This window comes from Aeromonas salmonicida (genome assembly GCF_028355655.1).
Taxonomy (GTDB): domain Bacteria; phylum Pseudomonadota; class Gammaproteobacteria; order Enterobacterales; family Aeromonadaceae; genus Aeromonas; species Aeromonas salmonicida.
Genome location: NZ_CP110645.1, coordinates 1,288,120 through 1,306,714, shown reverse-complemented (window position 1 = coordinate 1,306,714; position 18,595 = coordinate 1,288,120). Strand labels below are relative to the sequence as shown.

Genomic DNA, 18,595 nt, shown 5'->3' with positions numbered 1-18,595 from the left:
CAGCCTAATGGCTCCCTGACCCATACTGCCGATGAACCAAAATATCTATCCCTTCAAGAGAGAGCCGAGCACCTTAATCACGGGGGAACACCCTATAAGATGTAGTTAAATTACTAGATTAAATTAATAAAAAATGCATAATTTGGATATCTTACATAATCAGAAAAATGATCTATTTTTGATTAATCTCAATGAATTAATCCCTTAACTCCTGCGCAAAACACACATTTCTTGATTTAGATCAATTTTCGTAATATTACCATCGTGGTATATATGACCCAACGAAGTAAAGGTGTAAGGCAAGGGCCCTTTAAGTCATCCCGGTGGTTTAAATACATCAGGGTAATTTCCTTACAGTTGAATCCGCTTTCCTATGAGGAGTCATACCATGATCAAGGGCATCCAAATCACCCAGTCCGCCAACACAGCTTTGCTGAACTCTTTCTGGCTGCTGGACGAAGAGAAGCAACAAGCGCGTTGCATCTGCGCCAAGGGCGACACCTTCGCCGCCGATCAGGAAGTCAAACTGTCTGATCTGGGTCAGTTCGAATACCGTGAACTGCCGGTTCAAGCTGAACCTGCCGTAGAAGGTGGCCAGCACCTGAACGTCAACGTACTGCGCCGTGAAACCCTGGAAGACGCCATCGCCAATCCGGAAAAATATCCGCAGCTGACCATTCGTGTTTCCGGCTATGCCGTGCGCTTCAATGCACTGACCCCGGAACAGCAGCGTGACGTGGTCACCCGCACCTTTACCCAGAGCCTGTAATTCCCTCTGCGGTGATCTGCACCATGAAAAACGGCCCACGCGGGCCGTTTTTTTATGGGCAAGAAACCGTGCTTGCCCATCCTCTCCTCGCAGGCCGCGCCCCCAGCTATCCGTGCTGGTCGACCTTCTGTACGGCGGCCGGGTTGGCGAGCACCTCGTTCATCTGCTGCTCATCGAGCTGATCGCAGTAACGAGCCACCACCACAGTGGCCACCCCGTTGCCGATCAGGTTGGTCAGGGCACGCGCCTCCGACATGAAGCGATCTATCCCCAGGATCAGCGCCAACCCGGCGAGCGGCAGATGCCCCACCGCAGAGATGGTAGCCGCCAGCACGATGAAACCACTGCCCGTGACGCCGGCCGCCCCTTTAGAAGAGATAAGCAGCACCACCAGCAGGGTGATCTGCTGGAACAGATCCAGCGGCGTGTTGGTCGCCTGGGCGATGAAGATGGCCGCCATGGTCAGATAGATGGAGGTGCCATCCAGGTTGAAGGAGTAACCGGTCGGTATCACCAGCCCCACCACCGATTTCTTGCAGCCGAGCGCCTCCATCTTGACCAGCATGCGCGGCAATACGGATTCCGAAGAGGAGGTCCCCAGCACGATCAGCAGTTCTTCCTTGATATAGGAAATAAAGCGCAAGATGCTAAAACCATTTGCCCTGGCGATACTACCCAGCACCATGAAGATAAACAGCAGACAGGTCACGTAGAAGCAGGCGATTAATTGTCCCAGCTGCACCAGCGAGCCAATACCATATTTTCCAATGGTAAAGGCCATCGCCCCGAATGCGCCAACCGGCGCCAGTCGCATGATCATGTTGATGATGCCGAAAATAACCTGGGAGAAGCTATCGATGACATTGAAGATTAATTTTCCCTTCTCGCCAATATGATGCAGGGAGAAACCAAATAGCACCGCAAACAGCAATACCTGGAGAATATTGCCGCTGGCAAAGGCGCCGATCACGCTGCCCGGGATCACGTCCAGCAGGAAGGCGATGATGCCTTGCGACTTGGCCTGCTCGGCATAGGCCGAGATGGCGCTGGCATCCAGCGTGGCGGGATCCACGTTCATGCCCACCCCGGGTTGCAGCAGGTTGACCACGCACAGCCCTATGACCAGGGCGATGGTGCTCACCACCTCAAAGTAGAGCAGTGCTATGGCGCCGGTTTTCCCCACCGCCTTCATGCTCTCCATGCCGGCGATACCCGTCACCACGGTACAGAAAATAACGGGGGCTATGATCATCTTGATTAATTTAACGAAGCCATCACCCAATGGCTTCATATCCGCCCCTAGGTCGGGATAGACGTGCCCCAGAAATACCCCCAGGGTGATCGCAAGCAGCACCTGAAAATAAAGGCTGCTGAATATTTTTTTTCGCATTATTAACGTCCTGTTAATTAATCGACATCTCATATGGTAGAAATAAGCATGCAGGGAGCCGTAACGAGAGATCATCGTTCTCTCGCCAGCTTAATGCTATTTCGTCATCGTAACGGCGCCACTTTCACACGTTATAAGAAGCAATTAAGAGACATTAATCACACAACACATTTAACATCATTAACACCACGGCAACCGTGATATATTTGGTCGGTGATTTATTTAAGACCTCAATGACAACATCCTGGATATAAAAATGCCCCGCATGGCGGGGCATTTGGCATCACGAAACTGGCGCGGTGGATCAGGCGGAAGTATCGAGTGGCTCGAAGCCCTTGATAAGATCGTCGATCGCCTTCATCTGCTTGAGGAAGCCTTCCAGCTTGTCCAGCGGCAGGGCACTCGGGCCATCACAACGGGCCACTTTCGGGTCCGGATGGGATTCGATAAACAGACCCGCCAGACCAACCGCCATGCCGGCACGTGCCAGCTCGGTCACCTGATCCCGACGACCACCCGAGGCAGCCCCCAGCGGATCGCGGCACTGCAATGAGTGGGTCACGTCGAAGATCACCGGATAGCCACCCGTGCTCTTCTTCATCACGCCCAGACCCAGCATGTCCACCACCAGGTTGTCATAGCCAAAGTTGGCACCGCGCTCGCACAGGATCAGACGGTCGTTGCCGCACTCCTCGAACTTGTCGGTGATGTTCTTCATCTGGCTCGGGCTCAGGAACTGCGGCTTCTTGATGTTGATGACGTTGCCGGTGCGGGCCATGGCCTCCACCAGATCGGTCTGGCGCGCCAGGAAGGCGGGCAGCTGAATGACATCCACAACCTCGGCAACCGGCTTGGCCTGATGCACTTCATGCAGGTCGGAAATCACCGGCATGCCGAAGGTCGCCTTGAGCTCCTGGAAGATCTTCATCCCCTCTTCCAGGCCAGGACCCCGGTAGGAGTGGATGGAGGAGCGATTGGCCTTGTCCCAGCTCGCCTTGAACACAAAGGGGATGCCAAGCTTGCTGGTCACTTCCACGTACTTCTCGCACACCGCCATCGCCATGTCGCGGGATTCCAGCACGTTCATGCCACCGAACAGCACGAACGGTTTGTCGTTGGCTACATCGATGTCATTGATCTTGATATTCTTCTGTTCCATCTCAGGCATCCTTAAAGTGAAGAGGCTGGGGGCTTGCATCCAAGTCGGTCCGTTGCGCCCTGGGCACACCGGCCTTGATATTCTTCTGTTTCAGTTCCCAGGCATCACTCAAAGTGAAGAGGCTGGGGCTTGCATCCAAGTCGGTCCGTTATGCCCTGGGCACACCGGCCTTGATATTCTTCTGTTTCAGTTCCCAGGCATCACTCAAAGTGAAGAAGCTGGGGCTTGCATCCAAGTCGGTCAGTTATGCCCTAGGCACACCGGCCTTGATATTCTTCTGTTTCAGTTCCCGGGCATCCTTAATGGAGGGGCTTGGGGCTAAGATCCAGCGCGGCCAGTTGTACCTTGAGCACATCGGCCACCGGATCGTCCGGGCATTGTTCAATAAAGTATTCAAAATCGTCGGCGGCGAAACGCGGGCAGTCGAGCTGTTCATAGATGAATCCCCGATCCCGCGTCTCCAGCGGATCGCCCGGCTTCATACGCAGCAGCAGCTCACTGCAACGCAGGGCTTCGGTCATACGATCTTCCCGCAGCAGAGCACCTTTGCTGACGTTGAGCAGCCGTTCGATGATCTCCCACTGGCCCGAGGGTTGCAGGTGTTCAGGGGTCAGGGTGGCCAGATTGCCAAGGGCACCGCGCAGCAACAACTCCATGTGGTGCAGGCTCAACTCGTCACCGGTGAAGGGGTCCACATAAACCTCGCCTTCGCTGCCGGCAAAGCTCACCAGGAAGTGACCGGGGAAGCAGATCCCCTCCACATCCAGCCCGAGCTTGCGGCCCAGCTGTATGATGAGAATGCCGAGGCTAACCGGTATGCCCCGCTTGGTGGCAAGGACCTGGGCGAGATCGGAATTGGCGGCAGAAAAATAATCCTGCCAGTCACCGTGAAAACCCAGGGTCTGGTAGAACCCCTGCAACAGCTGGCGGCGTACTTCGTCACAACTGCCCTCGGCAATCGCTTCATCCAGCCAGGCATCGAGACGGGCCAGCTCGGCCTCACCGCGGCCACTGATACCATGGATCTCATCACTTACCGACAGCGCCAGCTCGGCGATGTCGTGGGCCTCGAAATCGGTCCATTCGTCTACACGTATCATCGTCATCATCCTTAACCGAACAGACTGGCCTGCTTGTATACGGCCAGTTTGGCGATAAAGAAGACCCAACCGATGGCGCCGAGGAAGGCAAACCAGCGGATACCGTTATTGCGAGCCAGTCGCAGTGCCATCATGGCCAAAAACGCCACCACCAGGATGGCGGTCAGCTTCTCACTGAGCCAGGGGGTGCCGTTGTTGAGTGGATTGAGATCCAGCACCATGCACAGCAGCACGCCGGAGAGCACCACCAGCCCGTTCAGCCAGCCGCTCACCTTCATGATTTGGCCACTGTAGGCACGGCCGGAACCTGTCTGCACCCAGTAAAAACGCAGCATAAACATCAGCACGGCCGAGGCGATCAGCACCAGATGCAGATGTTTGAGAGCAAAATACATAACGTGTCCTTGAACAAAGGCAGGCTCAGGCCCGCCATTCACCATCAATGAGCCAGGCATCCCAGCGTTACCCGCTCGTTATCCCCGTAATCGCGCACGGTTTCCACCCGGCTGAACCCCTGTTGCAGCAGGAGTTGACGCACCGCCTCGCCCTGCTGCCAGCCATGCTCCAGCAAGAGCCAGCCACCAGGACACAGATGAGCAGGCGCACCGGCGACGATGAGGCTGATATCCGCCAGCCCCTGCTCGTCGGCGACCAGGGCTGAACGAGGTTCGAACCGCACATCCCCTTCATTCAGATGAGGGTCGGCACCGTCTATGTAGGGCGGATTGGAAACAATCATCGCAAAGCGTGGGGCCTGACTCAGGAGCGGATCGCAAAGCGGCTCAAACCAGCTGCCATCGCGCACCGTGATGGGCAAACCCAGCGCGGCGCTGTTGTCGCGCGCCAGTGCGGCCGCCTCCGGCATCCGATCCACCGCCCATACATCGGCATCGGGTCGCTCTGACTTGAGCGCCAATGCGATGGCCCCCGTGCCAGTGCCCAGATCCAGCAGGGCGCAGGGCGCCTGATCCGGCGAGGCTGGCCTGGGGGGCAGCCGTGCCAGCGCCTGTTCGACCAGCACCTCGGTATCGGGACGCGGGATCAGGGTAGCCGGGCTCACCTTGAGCGGCAGCGACCAGAACTCCCGTTCCCCTACCAGATGGGCGATAGGTTCGCCTGCCAGCCGACGAGTGAGCCACCCTTGCAGCTTTTCTTGCTGGGTCACATCCAGCTCGCGCTCCGGCCAGGTCATCAGATAACTGCGCCGGCAATCGAGCAGATGGCAGAGCAGCACGTCGGCGTCGGCGCGGGGAGACTCCCCCCCGGCCAGGGTCGCCATTATGTGGGCGCGGGCCTGCTGAATCTGCATCAACTGCGCGCCATCGCCGTGACGGCGATATCTGCACAAACGGGCTGCATCAGCTATTTTCCGCCAGGGAGGCGAGCTGATCGGCCTGATATTCCTGGATCATGGGGCTGATGATGCAGTCCAGATCCCCCTCCATGATCTCGCCAAGGCGATAGAGGGTGAGGTTGATGCGGTGCTCCGAGAGGCGACCCTGCGGGTAGTTGTAGGTACGGATACGCTCGGAGCGATCGCCGGAACCCACCAGGTTGCGACGGGTGCTCTGTTCAGCCGCGCGGTGGCGCTCATCCTCGGCCGCCTGCAGACGGGCAGACAGCACGGACATTGCCTTGGCGCGGTTCTTGTGCTGGGAGCGCTCATCTTGGCACTCCACCACCAGGCCGGTCGGCAGGTGGGTGATGCGGATGGCGGAATCCGTCTTGTTGACGTGCTGACCACCAGCCCCGGAGGCGCGGAAGGTATCTATCTTCAGGTCGTTCGCATTGATCTCGATCTGCTCGGCTTCCGGCACTTCCGGCAGCACGGCGACGGTACAGGCAGAGGTGTGCACCCGGCCCTGGGATTCGGTCTCGGGCACTCGCTGCACCCTGTGACCGCCGGATTCAAACTTGAGGCGGCCGTAGACATGCTCGCCGTCCACCTTGGCGATCACCTCCTTGTAGCCACCGTGCTCGCCGTCGTTGCAGCTGACGATGGAGATACGCCAGCCCTGACGCTCGGCGTAACGGGAATACATGCGAAACAGATCACCGGCAAAAATGGCCGCCTCGTCACCACCGGCACCGGCACGGATCTCCAGGTAACAGTTGTTGTCATCCTTGGGATCCCGGGGCAGCAGCATCACCTGCAGCGCCTGCTCCTGCTCCTCCAGCGTGCTCTTGGCCAGCGGCAACTCCTCCTGCGCCATCTCGCGCAGGTCGGCATCATCCTCTTCCAGCATCAGCTTGGTGGCTTCCAGGTTCTCTTCGGCCTGGCGGAAGCGCTGGAAGGCATGAACGATATCTTCCAGCTGGGCATATTCCCGGGTCAGGGCGCGGTAGCGATCCTGATCCGAGGCCACCCCAGGCTCGCCGAGCATGGCCTGTACTTCTTCGTGGCGCTCGATGAGGCCTTCCAGCTTTCTGATCAGTGACGGATTCATAAATCTTGTTTTCTCGATGGAGGAAGGGGCCGCCAGCTGGCCACCCCGAACAATTACTCTTGTGGCAATCCCAGCACCTGACGCAGGCGGGACAACTGATGGTGATCCCCCTGGGCCGCCGCCTGGCGCAAGGCCTGGGTCGGTGCGTGGATCAACTTGTTGGTGAGGCGGTGTGCCATGGCCTTGAGGGCCTGTTCGGCATTCTCGCCCTGTTGCAGGGACAGCAAGGCGCGCTGCAACTCCTCATCGGCCACCTGCTGGGCCTGATGACGATAATCGCGGATCAGATCCACCGAATGCTGGCTGCGATACCAGCCCATGAACTCATCGCGCTCTTCCAGCACGATAACCTCCGCCTCGGCGGCGGCCCTTTTACGGGTCTCCAGGTTCTGCTCTATGATGCCCTGCAGGTCATCAACCGTGTAGAGATAGGCATCGGAGAGCTCGTCCACCTCGGCCTCGATATCCCGCGGTACGGCGATATCCACCAGAAACATGGGCTTGAAACGGCGGGCCTTGAGAGCGCGCTCCACCATGCCCTTGCCGATGATGGGCAAGGGGCTGGCGGTGGAGCTGATGACAATGTCAGCCTCGTGCAGGTAATCCGGGATCTCTTCGAGCGTCATCACCTGGGCACCGAACTCTTCGGCCAGCAGTTGAGCCCGCTGCAGGGTACGGTTCGCCACCATCATGCGGGTGACGTTCTGCTCACGCAGATGGCGGGCCACCAGTTCTATGGTCTCGCCGGCACCGACCAGCAGCACCTTGGTCTGGGAGAGATCGGAGAAGATGCGTCGCCCCAGACTGACGGCGGCAAAGGCCACCGAGACGGCACTGGCGCCAATCTCGGTATCGGTGCGCACCCGCTTGGCCACGGAGAAGGACTTCTGGAACAGGCGCTCCAGCGAGCCTTTCACTGCTTCGGACTGCTGGGCATGGGCATAGGATTGCTTGATCTGCCCCAAGATCTGCGGCTCACCCAGCACCAGAGAGTCGAGGCCGCAGGCCACCCGCATCAGGTGACGCACTGCCTCTTCGTCCTGATGCTGGTAAATGGCGGATACCACTTCGGCCGCATCCAGGCCATGGAAACGTTGCAGCCAGTGCAGCACCTGCTCTCCCTGCCCCTTTTCCAGGCTGCAGTAAAGCTCGGTGCGGTTGCAGGTCGAGACGATCACCGCCTCGCTTACGCCGGGTTGGGTGACCAGCTCACGCAAGGCGCGATCGATGCAGTCCGGGCCGAACGCGACCCGCTCCCGCAAGGCGACACTGGCGGTGTTGTGGTTGATTCCGAGGGCAAGCAAACTCATGAGTGGGCGACGATCATTTCATACACTGGGTGCAAAGGCTGCCAATTGTACGAGAAAGGGTAAGTCTTTAAAAGCAATACGGCCGCCCCGTATACTGTGGCAAATCCCCTCATCTGGAGCATGACCTTGTTCTTGCGTATTTTCACCTTTGGCTGCCTGCTGTTGCTGGCCGGCTGTACCACCACCCAGCCCCAGCGGGATCAGGTCAACTGGCAGAAAGAGCGGACTCGTCTCGAGCAGCTCAGCCACTGGCAGCTATCTGGCAAGATGGCCATCATCACAGCCCAGCAGAAGGGCAGCGCCCGGGTCAACTGGCAGCAAAATGGCGACGACTATCGCCTCAACCTAACCAGCCTGATCGGTACCCACATTCTGGAGCTCTCCCGCAGCAAGGGCGAGATCACCCTGATCGACAACGAGGGCAACCCGCACCAAAGCCAGGATGCCGAGGCGCTCATCTATCAGCTCACTGGCTGGGACATTCCGGTGCAGGGGCTGCCGGAGTGGATCAAGGGACTGCCGGGCAAGGCCGAATTCGAGCTCAATTCCGACAGCAGCCTGGCCAGTGTGCGTGACGGCCAGTGGCAGATTGTCTATGGCGACTACCGGGATCAGGACGGCTATCGCCTGCCCCACCTGCTGACCATGACGGGCCAGGGCAGTCGCCTCAAGTTGCAGATCAACCAATGGACGCTTGCACGCTGATGGCTGCGACTGACAAGGAGCCAAGAATGGCCACCATTCGCTGGCCGGCACCGGCCAAACTCAACCTCTTCCTGCATGTCAATGGCCGTCGTCCGGACGGCTATCACGAGCTGCAGACCCTGTTCATCTTTCTGGATCACGGCGACTGGCTCGAATTCGAGCCACTGCCGGACACGGACCAGCTCACCTTGAGCCCGGCCATTCCCGGCGTGCCCGATGAGCAGAACCTCATCATCCGCGCCGCCCGCCTGCTGCAGGCGCGGTTGCCCAGCCCGCAGGGGGCCCATATCCGGCTGGAGAAGCTGCTGCCCATGGGCGGTGGTATCGGCGGTGGATCCTCGGATGCAGCCACCACGCTCGTGGCGCTCAATCACCTCTGGCAGGCAGGCTTGGGCGAAGATGAACTGGCGGAACTTGGCGTTCAGCTGGGGGCCGATGTGCCGGTGTTTGTGCGCGGACGAGCCGCCTTTGCAGAAGGGGTGGGCGAGCGACTGCAACCGGTCGAATTGCCAAGCGCCTGGTATCTGGTGCTCAAGCCCGATTGCCACGTGGCAACGGCCGCCGTGTTCCAGGATCCGGACCTGCCCAGAGCGACCCCGAAAATGGCATTTCACAACTTGCTGGAGGGGGAGTGGAAAAACGATTGCGAATTGCTGGTGAAAAAGCGCCACCCCGAGGTTGCCAATGCGCTCGGCTGGTTGCTAGAATACGCGCCGTCAAGAATGACGGGCACAGGAGCCTGCGTCTTTGCTCAATTTGAAGACGAAAAGGCTGCTCGGGAAGTGTTGGCAAAGGTGCCGGAAAGATGGGATGGGTTTGTCGCCAAGGGCGAGAACATATCACCACTATTCGTGACATTGCAACAAATCAGTGATTGGGGTATCGCCAAGCGGTAAGGCAGCGGGTTTTGATCTCGCCATTCCTAGGTTCGAATCCTAGTACCCCAGCCATTCTCTTGGTGATTGATACGGGTGCATCGATTGACTGGCCGCAGCGAAACTTGAAAGAGTGCAATCTCGTCAAGCTGGTCTGCCGCCAACAGGGTGCCCCGGGTTAATCGCGAAGAGGTCATCGGCCTCGTTGATGACGGGCAGTCCAAACGCGACAGCCATCTGATTTGAAACATGTAACGATATGCACTTAGCCTGAAAGCGGCCTATAGTGGCCTGACCCGTCAACTTGATAAATCGTTTGCCCCAAAACGATACGGGTCTGAATCAGACTCCCCACATACTGGATGCAACCCCGAGGTTTCAAACCGTGCCTGACATGAAGCTGTTTGCTGGTAACGCAACGCCGGAACTAGCCCAGAAGATCGCAGATCGCCTGTTTATCAAACTCGGCAATGCTGCCGTAGGTCGCTTTAGCGACGGCGAGATCAGCGTACAGATCAATGAGAATGTACGTGGTGGCGATATCTTCATCATTCAATCCACCTGTGCCCCGACCAACGACAATTTGATGGAATTGATCGTCATGGTGGATGCTCTGCGTCGTGCTTCAGCTGGCCGTATCACTGCCGTTATCCCCTACTTTGGTTATGCCCGTCAGGACCGCCGCGTCCGCTCCGCCCGTGTTCCCATCACCGCCAAGGTTGTCGCCGACTTCCTCTCCAGCGTGGGTGTGGACCGTGTGCTGACCGTTGACCTGCATGCCGAGCAGATCCAGGGCTTCTTCGACGTCCCGGTCGACAACGTGTTCGGCAGCCCTGTGCTGCTGGAAGACATGAAGTCCAAAAACCTCGAATCCCCTGTCGTCGTATCGCCGGACATCGGTGGTGTGGTGCGCGCTCGTGCCATCGCCAAGCTGCTGGACGATACCGACATCGCCATCATCGACAAGCGTCGTCCCCGCCCGAACGTCTCCCAGGTCATGCACCTGATCGGTGACGTCGCAGGCCGCGACTGCATTATCGTCGATGACATGATCGACACCGGCGGCACCCTGTGCAAAGCCGCAGAAGCCCTGAAAGAGCGCGGCGCCAAGCGTGTATTCGCCTACGCCACTCACCCGGTCTTCTCCGGTTCTGCCGTGGAAAACATCAAGAACTCAGTGATCGACGAGCTGATCATCACCGACTCCATCCCGCTCACAGCCGAGATGAAGGCAGTGGACAAGGTCAAGCAGCTGACTCTGTCAACCGTGCTGGCCGAAGCCATTCGTCGTATCAGCAACGAAGAGTCCATCTCTGCCATGTTTGAGCATTGATAGACACTGTTGTGACAAAAACCGCCAGCTGGCGGTTTTTGTCTTTCTAGCCCTGTCACACCCGGTATTGCCCTGCCCCACCGCAGGTTAAGGATTGATCCATGAATCGCTTGCGCCCGCTGCTGCTCCTTGCCTGCTGCAGCTTCCTGTTCGCCTGTCAGCCCGGCAAAGAAAACCAGCCCTTCGCACTGACCCTGGCGCACATGAACGACACTCACTCCCAGTTTGACCCGGTCAACGTCGAGCTGAAGGGACCCATCTTTGGCAAGCAGGGGGAAACCGACACCCTCTACACCCGTTTTGGCGGCTATCCGCGCCTGCTCACCATGGTGAAATCCTATCAGGCCGAGGCGCTCGCCAAGAATCAGCCACTGTTGCTGCTGCACGGCGGCGATGCCTGGCAGGGCAGCGGCTACTTCAAACTCAACGAGGGGATGGCCAACGCCGAGCTGCTGAGTCAGTTCGGTCTCGATGCCATGGCGCTGGGCAACCACGAGTTCGATCTCGACAACCGGAAGCTGGCCCGCTTCATCGAGGGGGTCAACTTCCCTCTGCTGGCTGCCAACCTGGACACCCGTGACGATCCGGCGCTGCGCCACGCGACCAACCTCAAGCCGTTCGTGGTCTATGCCTTCGATGGCAACCAGAAGAGTCCGGTTACCGATCTCAACAAACTGCCCCAGGGCAAGCAACTGGTGGCCGTGATGGGACTGGTGCTGGAGGACATGGCCAATATCTCCCCCAACGTCGGCAAACTGCGTTTTGGCAAGGAGGTTGAATCGGCCCAGAGCACAGTGGACATGCTGCGCAAGAAGGGGATCCATCACGTCATCGCCCTGACCCACATCGGCAATGAGCGGGATCTGGCGCTGGCGTCCAGAGTGAATGGCATCGATGCCATCGTCGGCGGCCACTCCCACAGCCTGCTCGGCGATTTTACCAACATAGGTTGGGGCAAGACCGGCGAATACGCCCAGCTGGTGACCAATCCGGACGGCGTTGGCCTGACCTGCGTGGTGCAGGCTGGCTCCTACGCCCAGGCCATCGGCCTGGCCCGGGTCAGCTTCGACGGCCAGGGCCGGGTCATTGGTTGCAAGGGTCAAAACAAGCTGCTGGCCAGCCGCGACTTCTTCGCCGACCCTGCCCGCCGGCAGGCGCTGGACAAGGCGAGTGGCAAACAGGCAAGCAAGTTTGTCGATGCCCAACCCAACCTGGTGACGGTGGATGAAGACCCGCGCCTGCGCGGCATCATCGACAGTCACTACAAGCCCGCACTGGAGCAGGCCTTTGGCCCCGTTATCGCCACTGTACCGGCACTGCTGCAAAATGCCCGCCGCCCCGGTGACAATGGCAGCGACAGCCACGGCTCAGACGTCGCCCCCCTGGTGGCCGAAGGCCAATACTACTGGGCCAACACCCAGGCGGTGCAGGCCCTGACCGGTGGCCCGGTTCACTTTGCGTTGCTGGCAGTGGGCGGCGTGCGCGCCGATCTTCCCGCAGGAGAACTGCGCGAAGGGGATGCGGCGCTCACCCTGCTGCCATTCAAAAACCAGTTATCCGTGTTGACCCTGAGCGGCGCGGACGTGCGCGCCCTGCTGACCGAGACCATCACGGCCACCCTGCCTGCCAGCGCCCATGCCGGCAAGTTCCCCTACGGCGGCCATCTTCGCTACACCTTCACCGAAACCGAAGCGGGCAAGCGTGGCGACCTGACCCAACTGCAATGGCAGACGACCGAAGGACAGTGGCAGGACTTGGTCGACAACCAGCGCTATCGAGTGGTGATGAACGCCTACAGCGCCAACGGCAACGATGGTTGGCAGGCGCTGGCCCGCGCCCAGGCCCTGCGGGCCGAGCGACTGGATCTCGCCTGGGTGGATGGCAAGCTGACCGGTTTTCCCATCGAGAAAGTGGAGCAAAGCGGCGATCAGTTGAACGCCCGTTATGCCCGAGGTCAAACGCTCGATTGCCAGGCCAGGGCCGTCAATTGCGGTACGGATGCAGCTTCCTTCGTGCAATACGTGCGAGAGCAGCGACCGACACTGACGGCACTGAGTGAACCGACCGTCACGCTACTGCGGGCCGAATAAGGCTCCCCCCGGGTAATACTGACCAGAACGGGCCTCGAGAAGAGGCCCGTTTTGCGGCCATTCGCGACCCGAACCAGGGTTATTCCCTCACGGTTGCCGAGCTTTGGTTGAGTGATCGCCAGTCGGCGGCTAGAATATCGCGTCCCATTGCCTTGGGCGGTCTGCCCATTGCAAGTAGCGAGTGAAGACATCAAGCGTGACAAACCAAATCAAACTGATCGTGGGTCTGGGCAATCCCGGCCCTGAATACGCCAAGACCCGCCACAACGCGGGCGCCTGGTATGTGGAGCAACTGGCTCGCTGGCACAATGTCAGCCTGCGCGAAGAACCCAAGTTCTTCGGCCACACGGCTCGCATTCAGGTGGAAGGGCAGGATGTGCGTCTGCTCATCCCGAACACCTACATGAATCTCTCCGGCAAGGCAGTGGCCGCACTGGCCCGTTTCTACCAGATAGAGCCGGAAGCCATGCTGGTGGCCCACGATGAACTGGACCTGCCCCCCGGCATCGCCAAGTTCAAGCAGGGCGGAGGCCACGGCGGTCACAACGGTCTGAAAGACATCATTGCTAGGATGGGCAATAACAATAATTTCTTCCGGCTGCGTCTCGGGATTGGCCACCCTGGCGCCAAGGAGCTGGTGGCCGGGTTCGTGCTGACCAAGGCCCCGAGCAGCGAACAGAACCTGATCGACGCCGCACTGGATGAATCCTTGCGCGCCACCGACATACTGTTCAAACAAGACATGACCAAGGCCATGAACCGCTTGCACAGCTTCAAGGCCGAGAAAGTCTGAACAGGGTTTGATGGGTGACGTCAGGGGTGAATGTCTACCTGCGCCACCGACAGACTGTTCAAACACGCTATGACCAAGGCCATGAACCGCTTGCACAGCGTCAAGGCCGGCAAGTATATAACTGGATGCGCCTGCGTCCCTCACAGCATCTATCAAGTAAGGTAACAATCCATGGGTTTTAAATGCGGTATCGTGGGCCTGCCCAATGTAGGTAAATCCACCCTGTTCAATGCGCTGACCAAGGCCGGCATCGAAGCCGCCAACTTCCCGTTCTGCACCATTGAGCCGAACACGGGTGTGGTTCCCATGCCGGATCCCCGTCTCGACCAGCTGGCGGCCATCATCAATCCCCAGCGCGTCGTGCCGACCACCATGGAATTCGTGGACATCGCAGGTCTGGTTGCCGGTGCCTCCAAGGGCGAAGGTCTGGGTAACCAGTTCCTGGCCAATATCCGTGAAACCGAAGCCATCGGCCACGTAGTACGCTGCTTCGATGACGACAACATAGTTCACGTTGCCGGCAAGGTTTCCCCGGCCGACGATATCGAGGTGATCAACACCGAGTTGGCCCTGTCGGATCTGGACGCCTGCGAGCGTGCCATTCATCGCCAGTCCAAGCGCGCCAAGGGCGGTGACAAGGATGCCAAGCTGGAAGTGGAAACCCTGGAGAAGATCCGGGTCGCACTGGAAAACGGTCAGATGATCCGTGGCATGAAGCTGGACAAGGATGAGCTGGAGGCCGTGAGCCACCTCAATTTCCTGACCCTCAAGCCCACCATGTACATCGCCAACGTGGCAGAAGACGGTTTTGACAACAACCCCTACCTCGACAAGGTGCGTGAAATCGCCGCCGCCGAGAACGCGGTTGTCGTAGTGGTCTGCTGCGCCATCGAATCGGACATCGCCGAGCTCGATGACGAAGACCGCGCCGAATTTATGGCAGATCTTGGCATCGAAGAGCCGGGCCTGAACCGGGTGATCCGCTCCGGTTACGAGCTGCTCAAGCTGCAGACCTACTTCACCGCCGGGGTGAAAGAAGTGCGTGCCTGGACCATACCGGTTGGCGCCACTGCACCGCAAGCCGCTGGCAAGATCCACACCGACTTTGAAAAAGGCTTTATTCGCGCTCAAACCATCGCCTTCGAAGACTTTATCACCTACAAGGGTGAACAAGGCGCCAAGGAAGCGGGCAAGATGCGCGCAGAAGGGAAAGACTACATCGTCAAAGATGGCGACGTACTGAACTTCCTGTTCAACGTCTAATCCCATGAGAGGCCAGCATTTGCTGGCCTCTTTTCTATCTGTACTTGTCAGGTATCTTCCGGCAAATGTCGTAAAAAAAACCAGATTGTTGGGCTTTTGCACGACAGCGACCAATAACTCGCCAAACGCACCCAAATTCGGTTTTTCTGACAAAAAAAGGGTTGACGCCCCAGAGCCAGATACGCATAATTCGGCCCGCACAGTGACGAGGCAACGACTCACTGGAAGCACGGTTGGCTATGTAGCTCAGTTGGTTAGAGCATCGCACTCATAATGCGAGGGTCACAGGTTCGAATCCCGTCATAGCCACCACTATTTCTGAAGTTGGGGTATCGCCAAGCGGTAAGGCAGCGGGTTTTGATCTCGCCATTCCTAGGTTCGAATCCTAGTACCCCAGCCATTTTTAAAGGTGTTTGATAGTCTTTGTCAGGCATCACTGTTGGGGTATCGCCAAGCGGTAAGGCAGCGGGTTTTGATCTCGCCATCCCTAGGTTCGAATCCTAGTACCCCAGCCATTTTTAAAGGTGTTTGATAGTCTTTGTCAGACATCACTGTTGGGGTATCGCCAAGCGGTAAGGCAGCGGGTTTTGATCTCGCCATCCCTAGGTTCGAATCCTAGTACCCCAGCCATTTTTACCCGTCATCGACTTGTCGATGATTTGCTGTGGTAAGCGTGAGAGATTTTGATCTCGTCAACGTGCCTAGGTCCAAACCCTAGTACCCAGCCATTTTTACTTGTATTTGACTCACGTCGAGCACAAGACGGCTATGTAGCTCAGTTGGTTAGAGCATCGCACTCATAATGCGAGGGTCACAGGTTCGAATCCCGTCATAGCCACCATTAATTTTTCTGTTGGGGTATCGCCAAGCGGTAAGGCAGCGGGTTTTGATCTCGCCATTCCTAGGTTCGAATCCTAGTACCCCAGCCATTTTTACCCGTCATCGACCTGTCGATGATTTGCTGTGGTAAGCGTGAGAGACTTTGATCTCGTCAACGTGCCTAGGTCCAAACCCTAGTACCCAGCCATTATTACTTGTATTTGACTCGCGTCGAGCACAAGACGGCTATGTAGCTCAGTTGGTTAGAGCATCGCACTCATAATGCGAGGGTCACAGGTTCGAATCCCGTCATAGCCACCATTAATACTGCGGAAGTGGCGAAATTGGTAGACGCACCAGATTTAGGTTCTGGCGCCGCAAGGTGTGAGAGTTCGAGTCTCTCCTTCCGCACCATTAATACCAGTACCAAACAAACCAGCTCATGCTGGTTTTTTTGTACCTGTTTTTCACCAGGCAGCCTCTTGTCATCCCTTGCCCAGCTCACACCACAGCCCTGCTCAACCGCGGTTGCCCCTCCCTGTACTCGCGACAGCCCAATAAAAAGCGGCTCGCAAGCCGCTTGTCTCTTTGCCCTGATAACCACAGGTCAGAACGGGAAGAACCAGGGGATGGCGATGACGCTCACCACCATCACCAGCAGGGTGAAGGGCACGCCAATGCGCACGAAATCCATGAATTTGTAATTGCCAGGCCCGAGCACCAGGGTATTGACCGGCGACGAGACTGGCGTCATGAAGGCCGCCGAGGCCGCGATGGCAATGGTCATGGCAAATGGATAGGGTGACACGCCCATCTGCTGGGCCGTGCCGAGCGCTATGGGCGCCATCAGTACTGCCGTGGCAGTGTTGGAAATAAACAGCCCAATCAGGGCGCACAGGGCAAACAGGCTGGCCAGCATCACCCTTGGGCCCATCTCCCCCACTGCAGCTATCAGTCCGCCGACAATCAAGTCCACCCCGCCGGTCTTCTGCAGTGCCAGGGCAAAGGGCAGCATGCCAACGATGAGGATCAGGGTTGGCCAGTGGATGGCCTTGTAGGCGCTCTCCATGTCGATGCAGCGAAATTGTCCCATCAGCAGGCAGGCAATCAAGGCCGCTACGACGTTGGGAACAGGGTCGGTCACCATCAACACCACCATGAGCCCGAGGCAGATCAGTGCAGGGATGGCCTGACTGCGGGCTGGCGCCATCTCGTCCACCTCGGCAGGCAGCCCAAGCAGCAGGAAGTCACGGTTGTGGGTGTGCAGCAAGCGGATCAGGCTCCAGTTCCCCACCACCAGCAGACTGTCCCCCATCAGCAGGGGATCGTCCACCAGCTTGCCGGTCAGCGCCTCGCCGTTGCGGCGGATCCCGACCACGCTCAGGCCATAGTGGGAGCGAAACGCCACCTCACGAATGCTTTTGCCCAGCAGGCGGGAGCCGGGAATGAGCGACACCTCGGCCATGCCGACCTCCCGCGCCTGATCGGAGAAATACTCACCGCGCAGTATCATGGGCTCGAGCCGGGCCTCGCTGCAAAACTCGCGAATATCCACCTCGGGATCGGACATGTCGATCAGCAGCACATCCCTGGCCTGGAACTCGGTAACGCCGGAGACGGTGACCATTACCCGCCGGAACTTGCGCCAGCGCTCCACCCCTATGACGTTGGCACCGTAACGGGCGCGCAGTTGCAACTCGTCCAGCGTGTGGCCAATCAGGGGGGAGTCCGGGCGCAATGCCAGGCGGCGAGCCCGCCCGGTCAGGCGGTAATCACGGATGAGCTCCCGCATGGTACTGCGTCCTGCCGGCTTGCCTTTGCCCTCCTCCCCTTCACGCACCAGGGAGCCCCGCATCAGCAGCATGTAGAGGATCCCCATCGCCAGCACTATGACCCCCATGGGAGAGAAGTCGAAGAAGCCGAAACCGGGCATGTCGTGGCGCATCAGCTCACTGTTGACCACCATGTTGGGCGGGGTCGCCACCAGCGTCATCATGCCACTGATGAGGCCGGCAAAGGCGAGTGGCATCATCAGCCTGCCCGCCGGTATCCCCATGCGGTTCGCCACGCTCAGCACCACAGGGATGAAGATGGCCACCACCCCTGTGCTGCTCATCACGGCCCCCAGCAGGGAGACAGCCACCATCAACAGCACCAGCATGCGGATCTCGCTGCTGCCCGCCACCTTCACCAGCATATCCCCCACCTGATAGGCGATGCCGGTACGGACCAACCCCTCCCCCACCACGAACAGGGCGGCGATCAGAATGACGTTGGGATCGCTGAACCCCGCCAGCGCCTCCGGCAGTGTCAGGGTGCCACTCAGCACAAACAGTATGATGATCAACAGGGCAACCACGTCCATGCGTACCTTGTTGGTCATAAACAGATAGATGGCCCCCACCAGCATGCAGAGGACCCAGATCAGTTCGGCATTCACACTCGCTCCTTTCGTTCATCTCCGCCATTGCATCAGGGTGCAACCACGGACTCCATCAGACCACAGCTTATTCTGCCCCGATTTGTTACATATCAATAAAGG

The 18,595-nt window shown here is 58.5% G+C and carries 15 protein-coding genes and 9 tRNA genes; 16 read left to right on the top strand and 8 right to left on the bottom strand.

Features of this window, described 5'->3' with window-relative positions:
* Positions 1 to 388: 388 nt before the first annotated feature.
* A complete protein-coding gene (gene grcA, locus ONZ54_RS06450) occupies positions 389 to 769 on the top strand; it encodes an autonomous glycyl radical cofactor GrcA (RefSeq protein WP_005316999.1) in 381 nt (126 codons plus the stop codon).
* Between the two features lie 106 nt (positions 770 to 875).
* On the opposite strand, the gene ONZ54_RS06445 is transcribed toward grcA, so the two are convergent.
* The 7 genes from ONZ54_RS06445 to hemA form a co-directional block, all read right to left on the bottom strand.
* Positions 876 to 2,159, bottom strand: coding sequence for a dicarboxylate/amino acid:cation symporter (locus tag ONZ54_RS06445; protein WP_271787729.1), 1,284 nt, complete (start codon positions 2,157 to 2,159; stop codon positions 876 to 878).
* Between the two features lie 304 nt (positions 2,160 to 2,463).
* On the bottom strand, positions 2,464 to 3,318 hold the full coding sequence (kdsA, locus tag ONZ54_RS06440; protein WP_021140059.1) for a 3-deoxy-8-phosphooctulonate synthase: 855 nt from the start codon (positions 3,316 to 3,318) through the stop codon (positions 2,464 to 2,466).
* A 299-nt stretch (positions 3,319 to 3,617) separates the two neighbouring features.
* Positions 3,618 to 4,418, bottom strand: coding sequence for a SirB1 family protein (locus ONZ54_RS06435; protein WP_021140058.1), 801 nt, complete (start codon positions 4,416 to 4,418; stop codon positions 3,618 to 3,620).
* An 11-nt stretch (positions 4,419 to 4,429) separates the two neighbouring features.
* Positions 4,430 to 4,813 carry a SirB2 family protein gene (locus ONZ54_RS06430; protein ID WP_021140057.1) on the bottom strand — a complete coding sequence of 128 codons (384 nt, stop codon included), beginning with the start codon at positions 4,811 to 4,813 and terminating at the stop codon, positions 4,430 to 4,432.
* Between the two features lie 44 nt (positions 4,814 to 4,857).
* Positions 4,858 to 5,727 (bottom strand): peptide chain release factor N(5)-glutamine methyltransferase, encoded by an 870-nt coding sequence (gene prmC / locus ONZ54_RS06425; RefSeq protein WP_271787728.1) that lies wholly within the window; start codon positions 5,725 to 5,727, stop codon positions 4,858 to 4,860.
* Between the two features lie 49 nt (positions 5,728 to 5,776).
* On the bottom strand, positions 5,777 to 6,865 hold the full coding sequence (gene prfA, locus ONZ54_RS06420) for a peptide chain release factor 1 (RefSeq protein ID WP_005317010.1): 1,089 nt from the start codon (positions 6,863 to 6,865) through the stop codon (positions 5,777 to 5,779).
* Positions 6,866 to 6,918: 53 nt separating this feature from the next.
* Complete coding sequence (gene hemA / locus ONZ54_RS06415; protein WP_271787727.1) at positions 6,919 to 8,175, bottom strand: glutamyl-tRNA reductase; 1,257 nt, start codon at positions 8,173 to 8,175, stop codon at positions 6,919 to 6,921.
* Positions 8,176 to 8,295: 120 nt separating this feature from the next.
* Between hemA and lolB the strand changes: the two genes are divergently transcribed.
* The 15 genes from lolB (at position 8,296) to ONZ54_RS06340 (ending at position 16,467) form a co-directional block, all read left to right on the top strand.
* A complete protein-coding gene (lolB, locus tag ONZ54_RS06410) occupies positions 8,296 to 8,880 on the top strand; it encodes a lipoprotein insertase outer membrane protein LolB (protein WP_271787726.1) in 585 nt (194 codons plus the stop codon).
* Positions 8,881 to 8,906: 26 nt separating this feature from the next.
* Positions 8,907 to 9,776 (top strand): 4-(cytidine 5'-diphospho)-2-C-methyl-D-erythritol kinase, encoded by an 870-nt coding sequence (ispE, locus tag ONZ54_RS06405; protein ID WP_271787725.1) that lies wholly within the window; start codon positions 8,907 to 8,909, stop codon positions 9,774 to 9,776.
* Positions 9,756 to 9,830: transfer RNA gene (locus ONZ54_RS06400), tRNA-Gln, on the top strand. The genes ispE and ONZ54_RS06400 overlap by 21 nt, the downstream gene beginning before the upstream one ends.
* 310 nt (positions 9,831 to 10,140) lie before the next feature.
* Positions 10,141 to 11,088 (top strand): ribose-phosphate pyrophosphokinase, encoded by a 948-nt coding sequence (locus tag ONZ54_RS06395; RefSeq protein WP_005317019.1) that lies wholly within the window; start codon positions 10,141 to 10,143, stop codon positions 11,086 to 11,088.
* 101 nt (positions 11,089 to 11,189) lie between these two features.
* Positions 11,190 to 13,178, top strand: coding sequence for a bifunctional metallophosphatase/5'-nucleotidase (locus tag ONZ54_RS06390; protein ID WP_271787724.1), 1,989 nt, complete (start codon positions 11,190 to 11,192; stop codon positions 13,176 to 13,178).
* A 196-nt stretch (positions 13,179 to 13,374) separates the two neighbouring features.
* Positions 13,375 to 13,971 carry an aminoacyl-tRNA hydrolase gene (pth, locus tag ONZ54_RS06385; protein WP_021140052.1) on the top strand — a complete coding sequence of 199 codons (597 nt, stop codon included), beginning with the start codon at positions 13,375 to 13,377 and terminating at the stop codon, positions 13,969 to 13,971.
* A gap of 171 nt (positions 13,972 to 14,142) precedes the next feature.
* On the top strand, positions 14,143 to 15,234 hold the full coding sequence (gene ychF / locus ONZ54_RS06380; protein WP_017412588.1) for a redox-regulated ATPase YchF: 1,092 nt from the start codon (positions 14,143 to 14,145) through the stop codon (positions 15,232 to 15,234).
* Between the two features lie 235 nt (positions 15,235 to 15,469).
* A tRNA-Met gene (locus tag ONZ54_RS06375) sits at positions 15,470 to 15,546 on the top strand.
* 13 nt (positions 15,547 to 15,559) lie between these two features.
* Positions 15,560 to 15,634 (top strand) — tRNA-Gln (locus ONZ54_RS06370).
* A 40-nt stretch (positions 15,635 to 15,674) separates the two neighbouring features.
* Positions 15,675 to 15,749: transfer RNA gene (locus tag ONZ54_RS06365), tRNA-Gln, on the top strand.
* A gap of 40 nt (positions 15,750 to 15,789) precedes the next feature.
* A tRNA-Gln gene (locus tag ONZ54_RS06360) sits at positions 15,790 to 15,864 on the top strand.
* A gap of 134 nt (positions 15,865 to 15,998) precedes the next feature.
* Positions 15,999 to 16,075: transfer RNA gene (locus ONZ54_RS06355), tRNA-Met, on the top strand.
* Between the two features lie 13 nt (positions 16,076 to 16,088).
* Positions 16,089 to 16,163: transfer RNA gene (locus ONZ54_RS06350), tRNA-Gln, on the top strand.
* A gap of 134 nt (positions 16,164 to 16,297) precedes the next feature.
* Positions 16,298 to 16,374 (top strand) — tRNA-Met (locus ONZ54_RS06345).
* Between the two features lie 8 nt (positions 16,375 to 16,382).
* Positions 16,383 to 16,467, top strand: a tRNA-Leu gene (locus tag ONZ54_RS06340).
* Between the two features lie 193 nt (positions 16,468 to 16,660).
* On the opposite strand, the gene ONZ54_RS06335 is transcribed toward ONZ54_RS06340, so the two are convergent.
* A complete protein-coding gene (locus ONZ54_RS06335) occupies positions 16,661 to 18,493 on the bottom strand; it encodes an SLC13 family permease (protein WP_219591091.1) in 1,833 nt (610 codons plus the stop codon).
* Between the last annotated feature and the right edge of the window lie 102 nt (positions 18,494 to 18,595).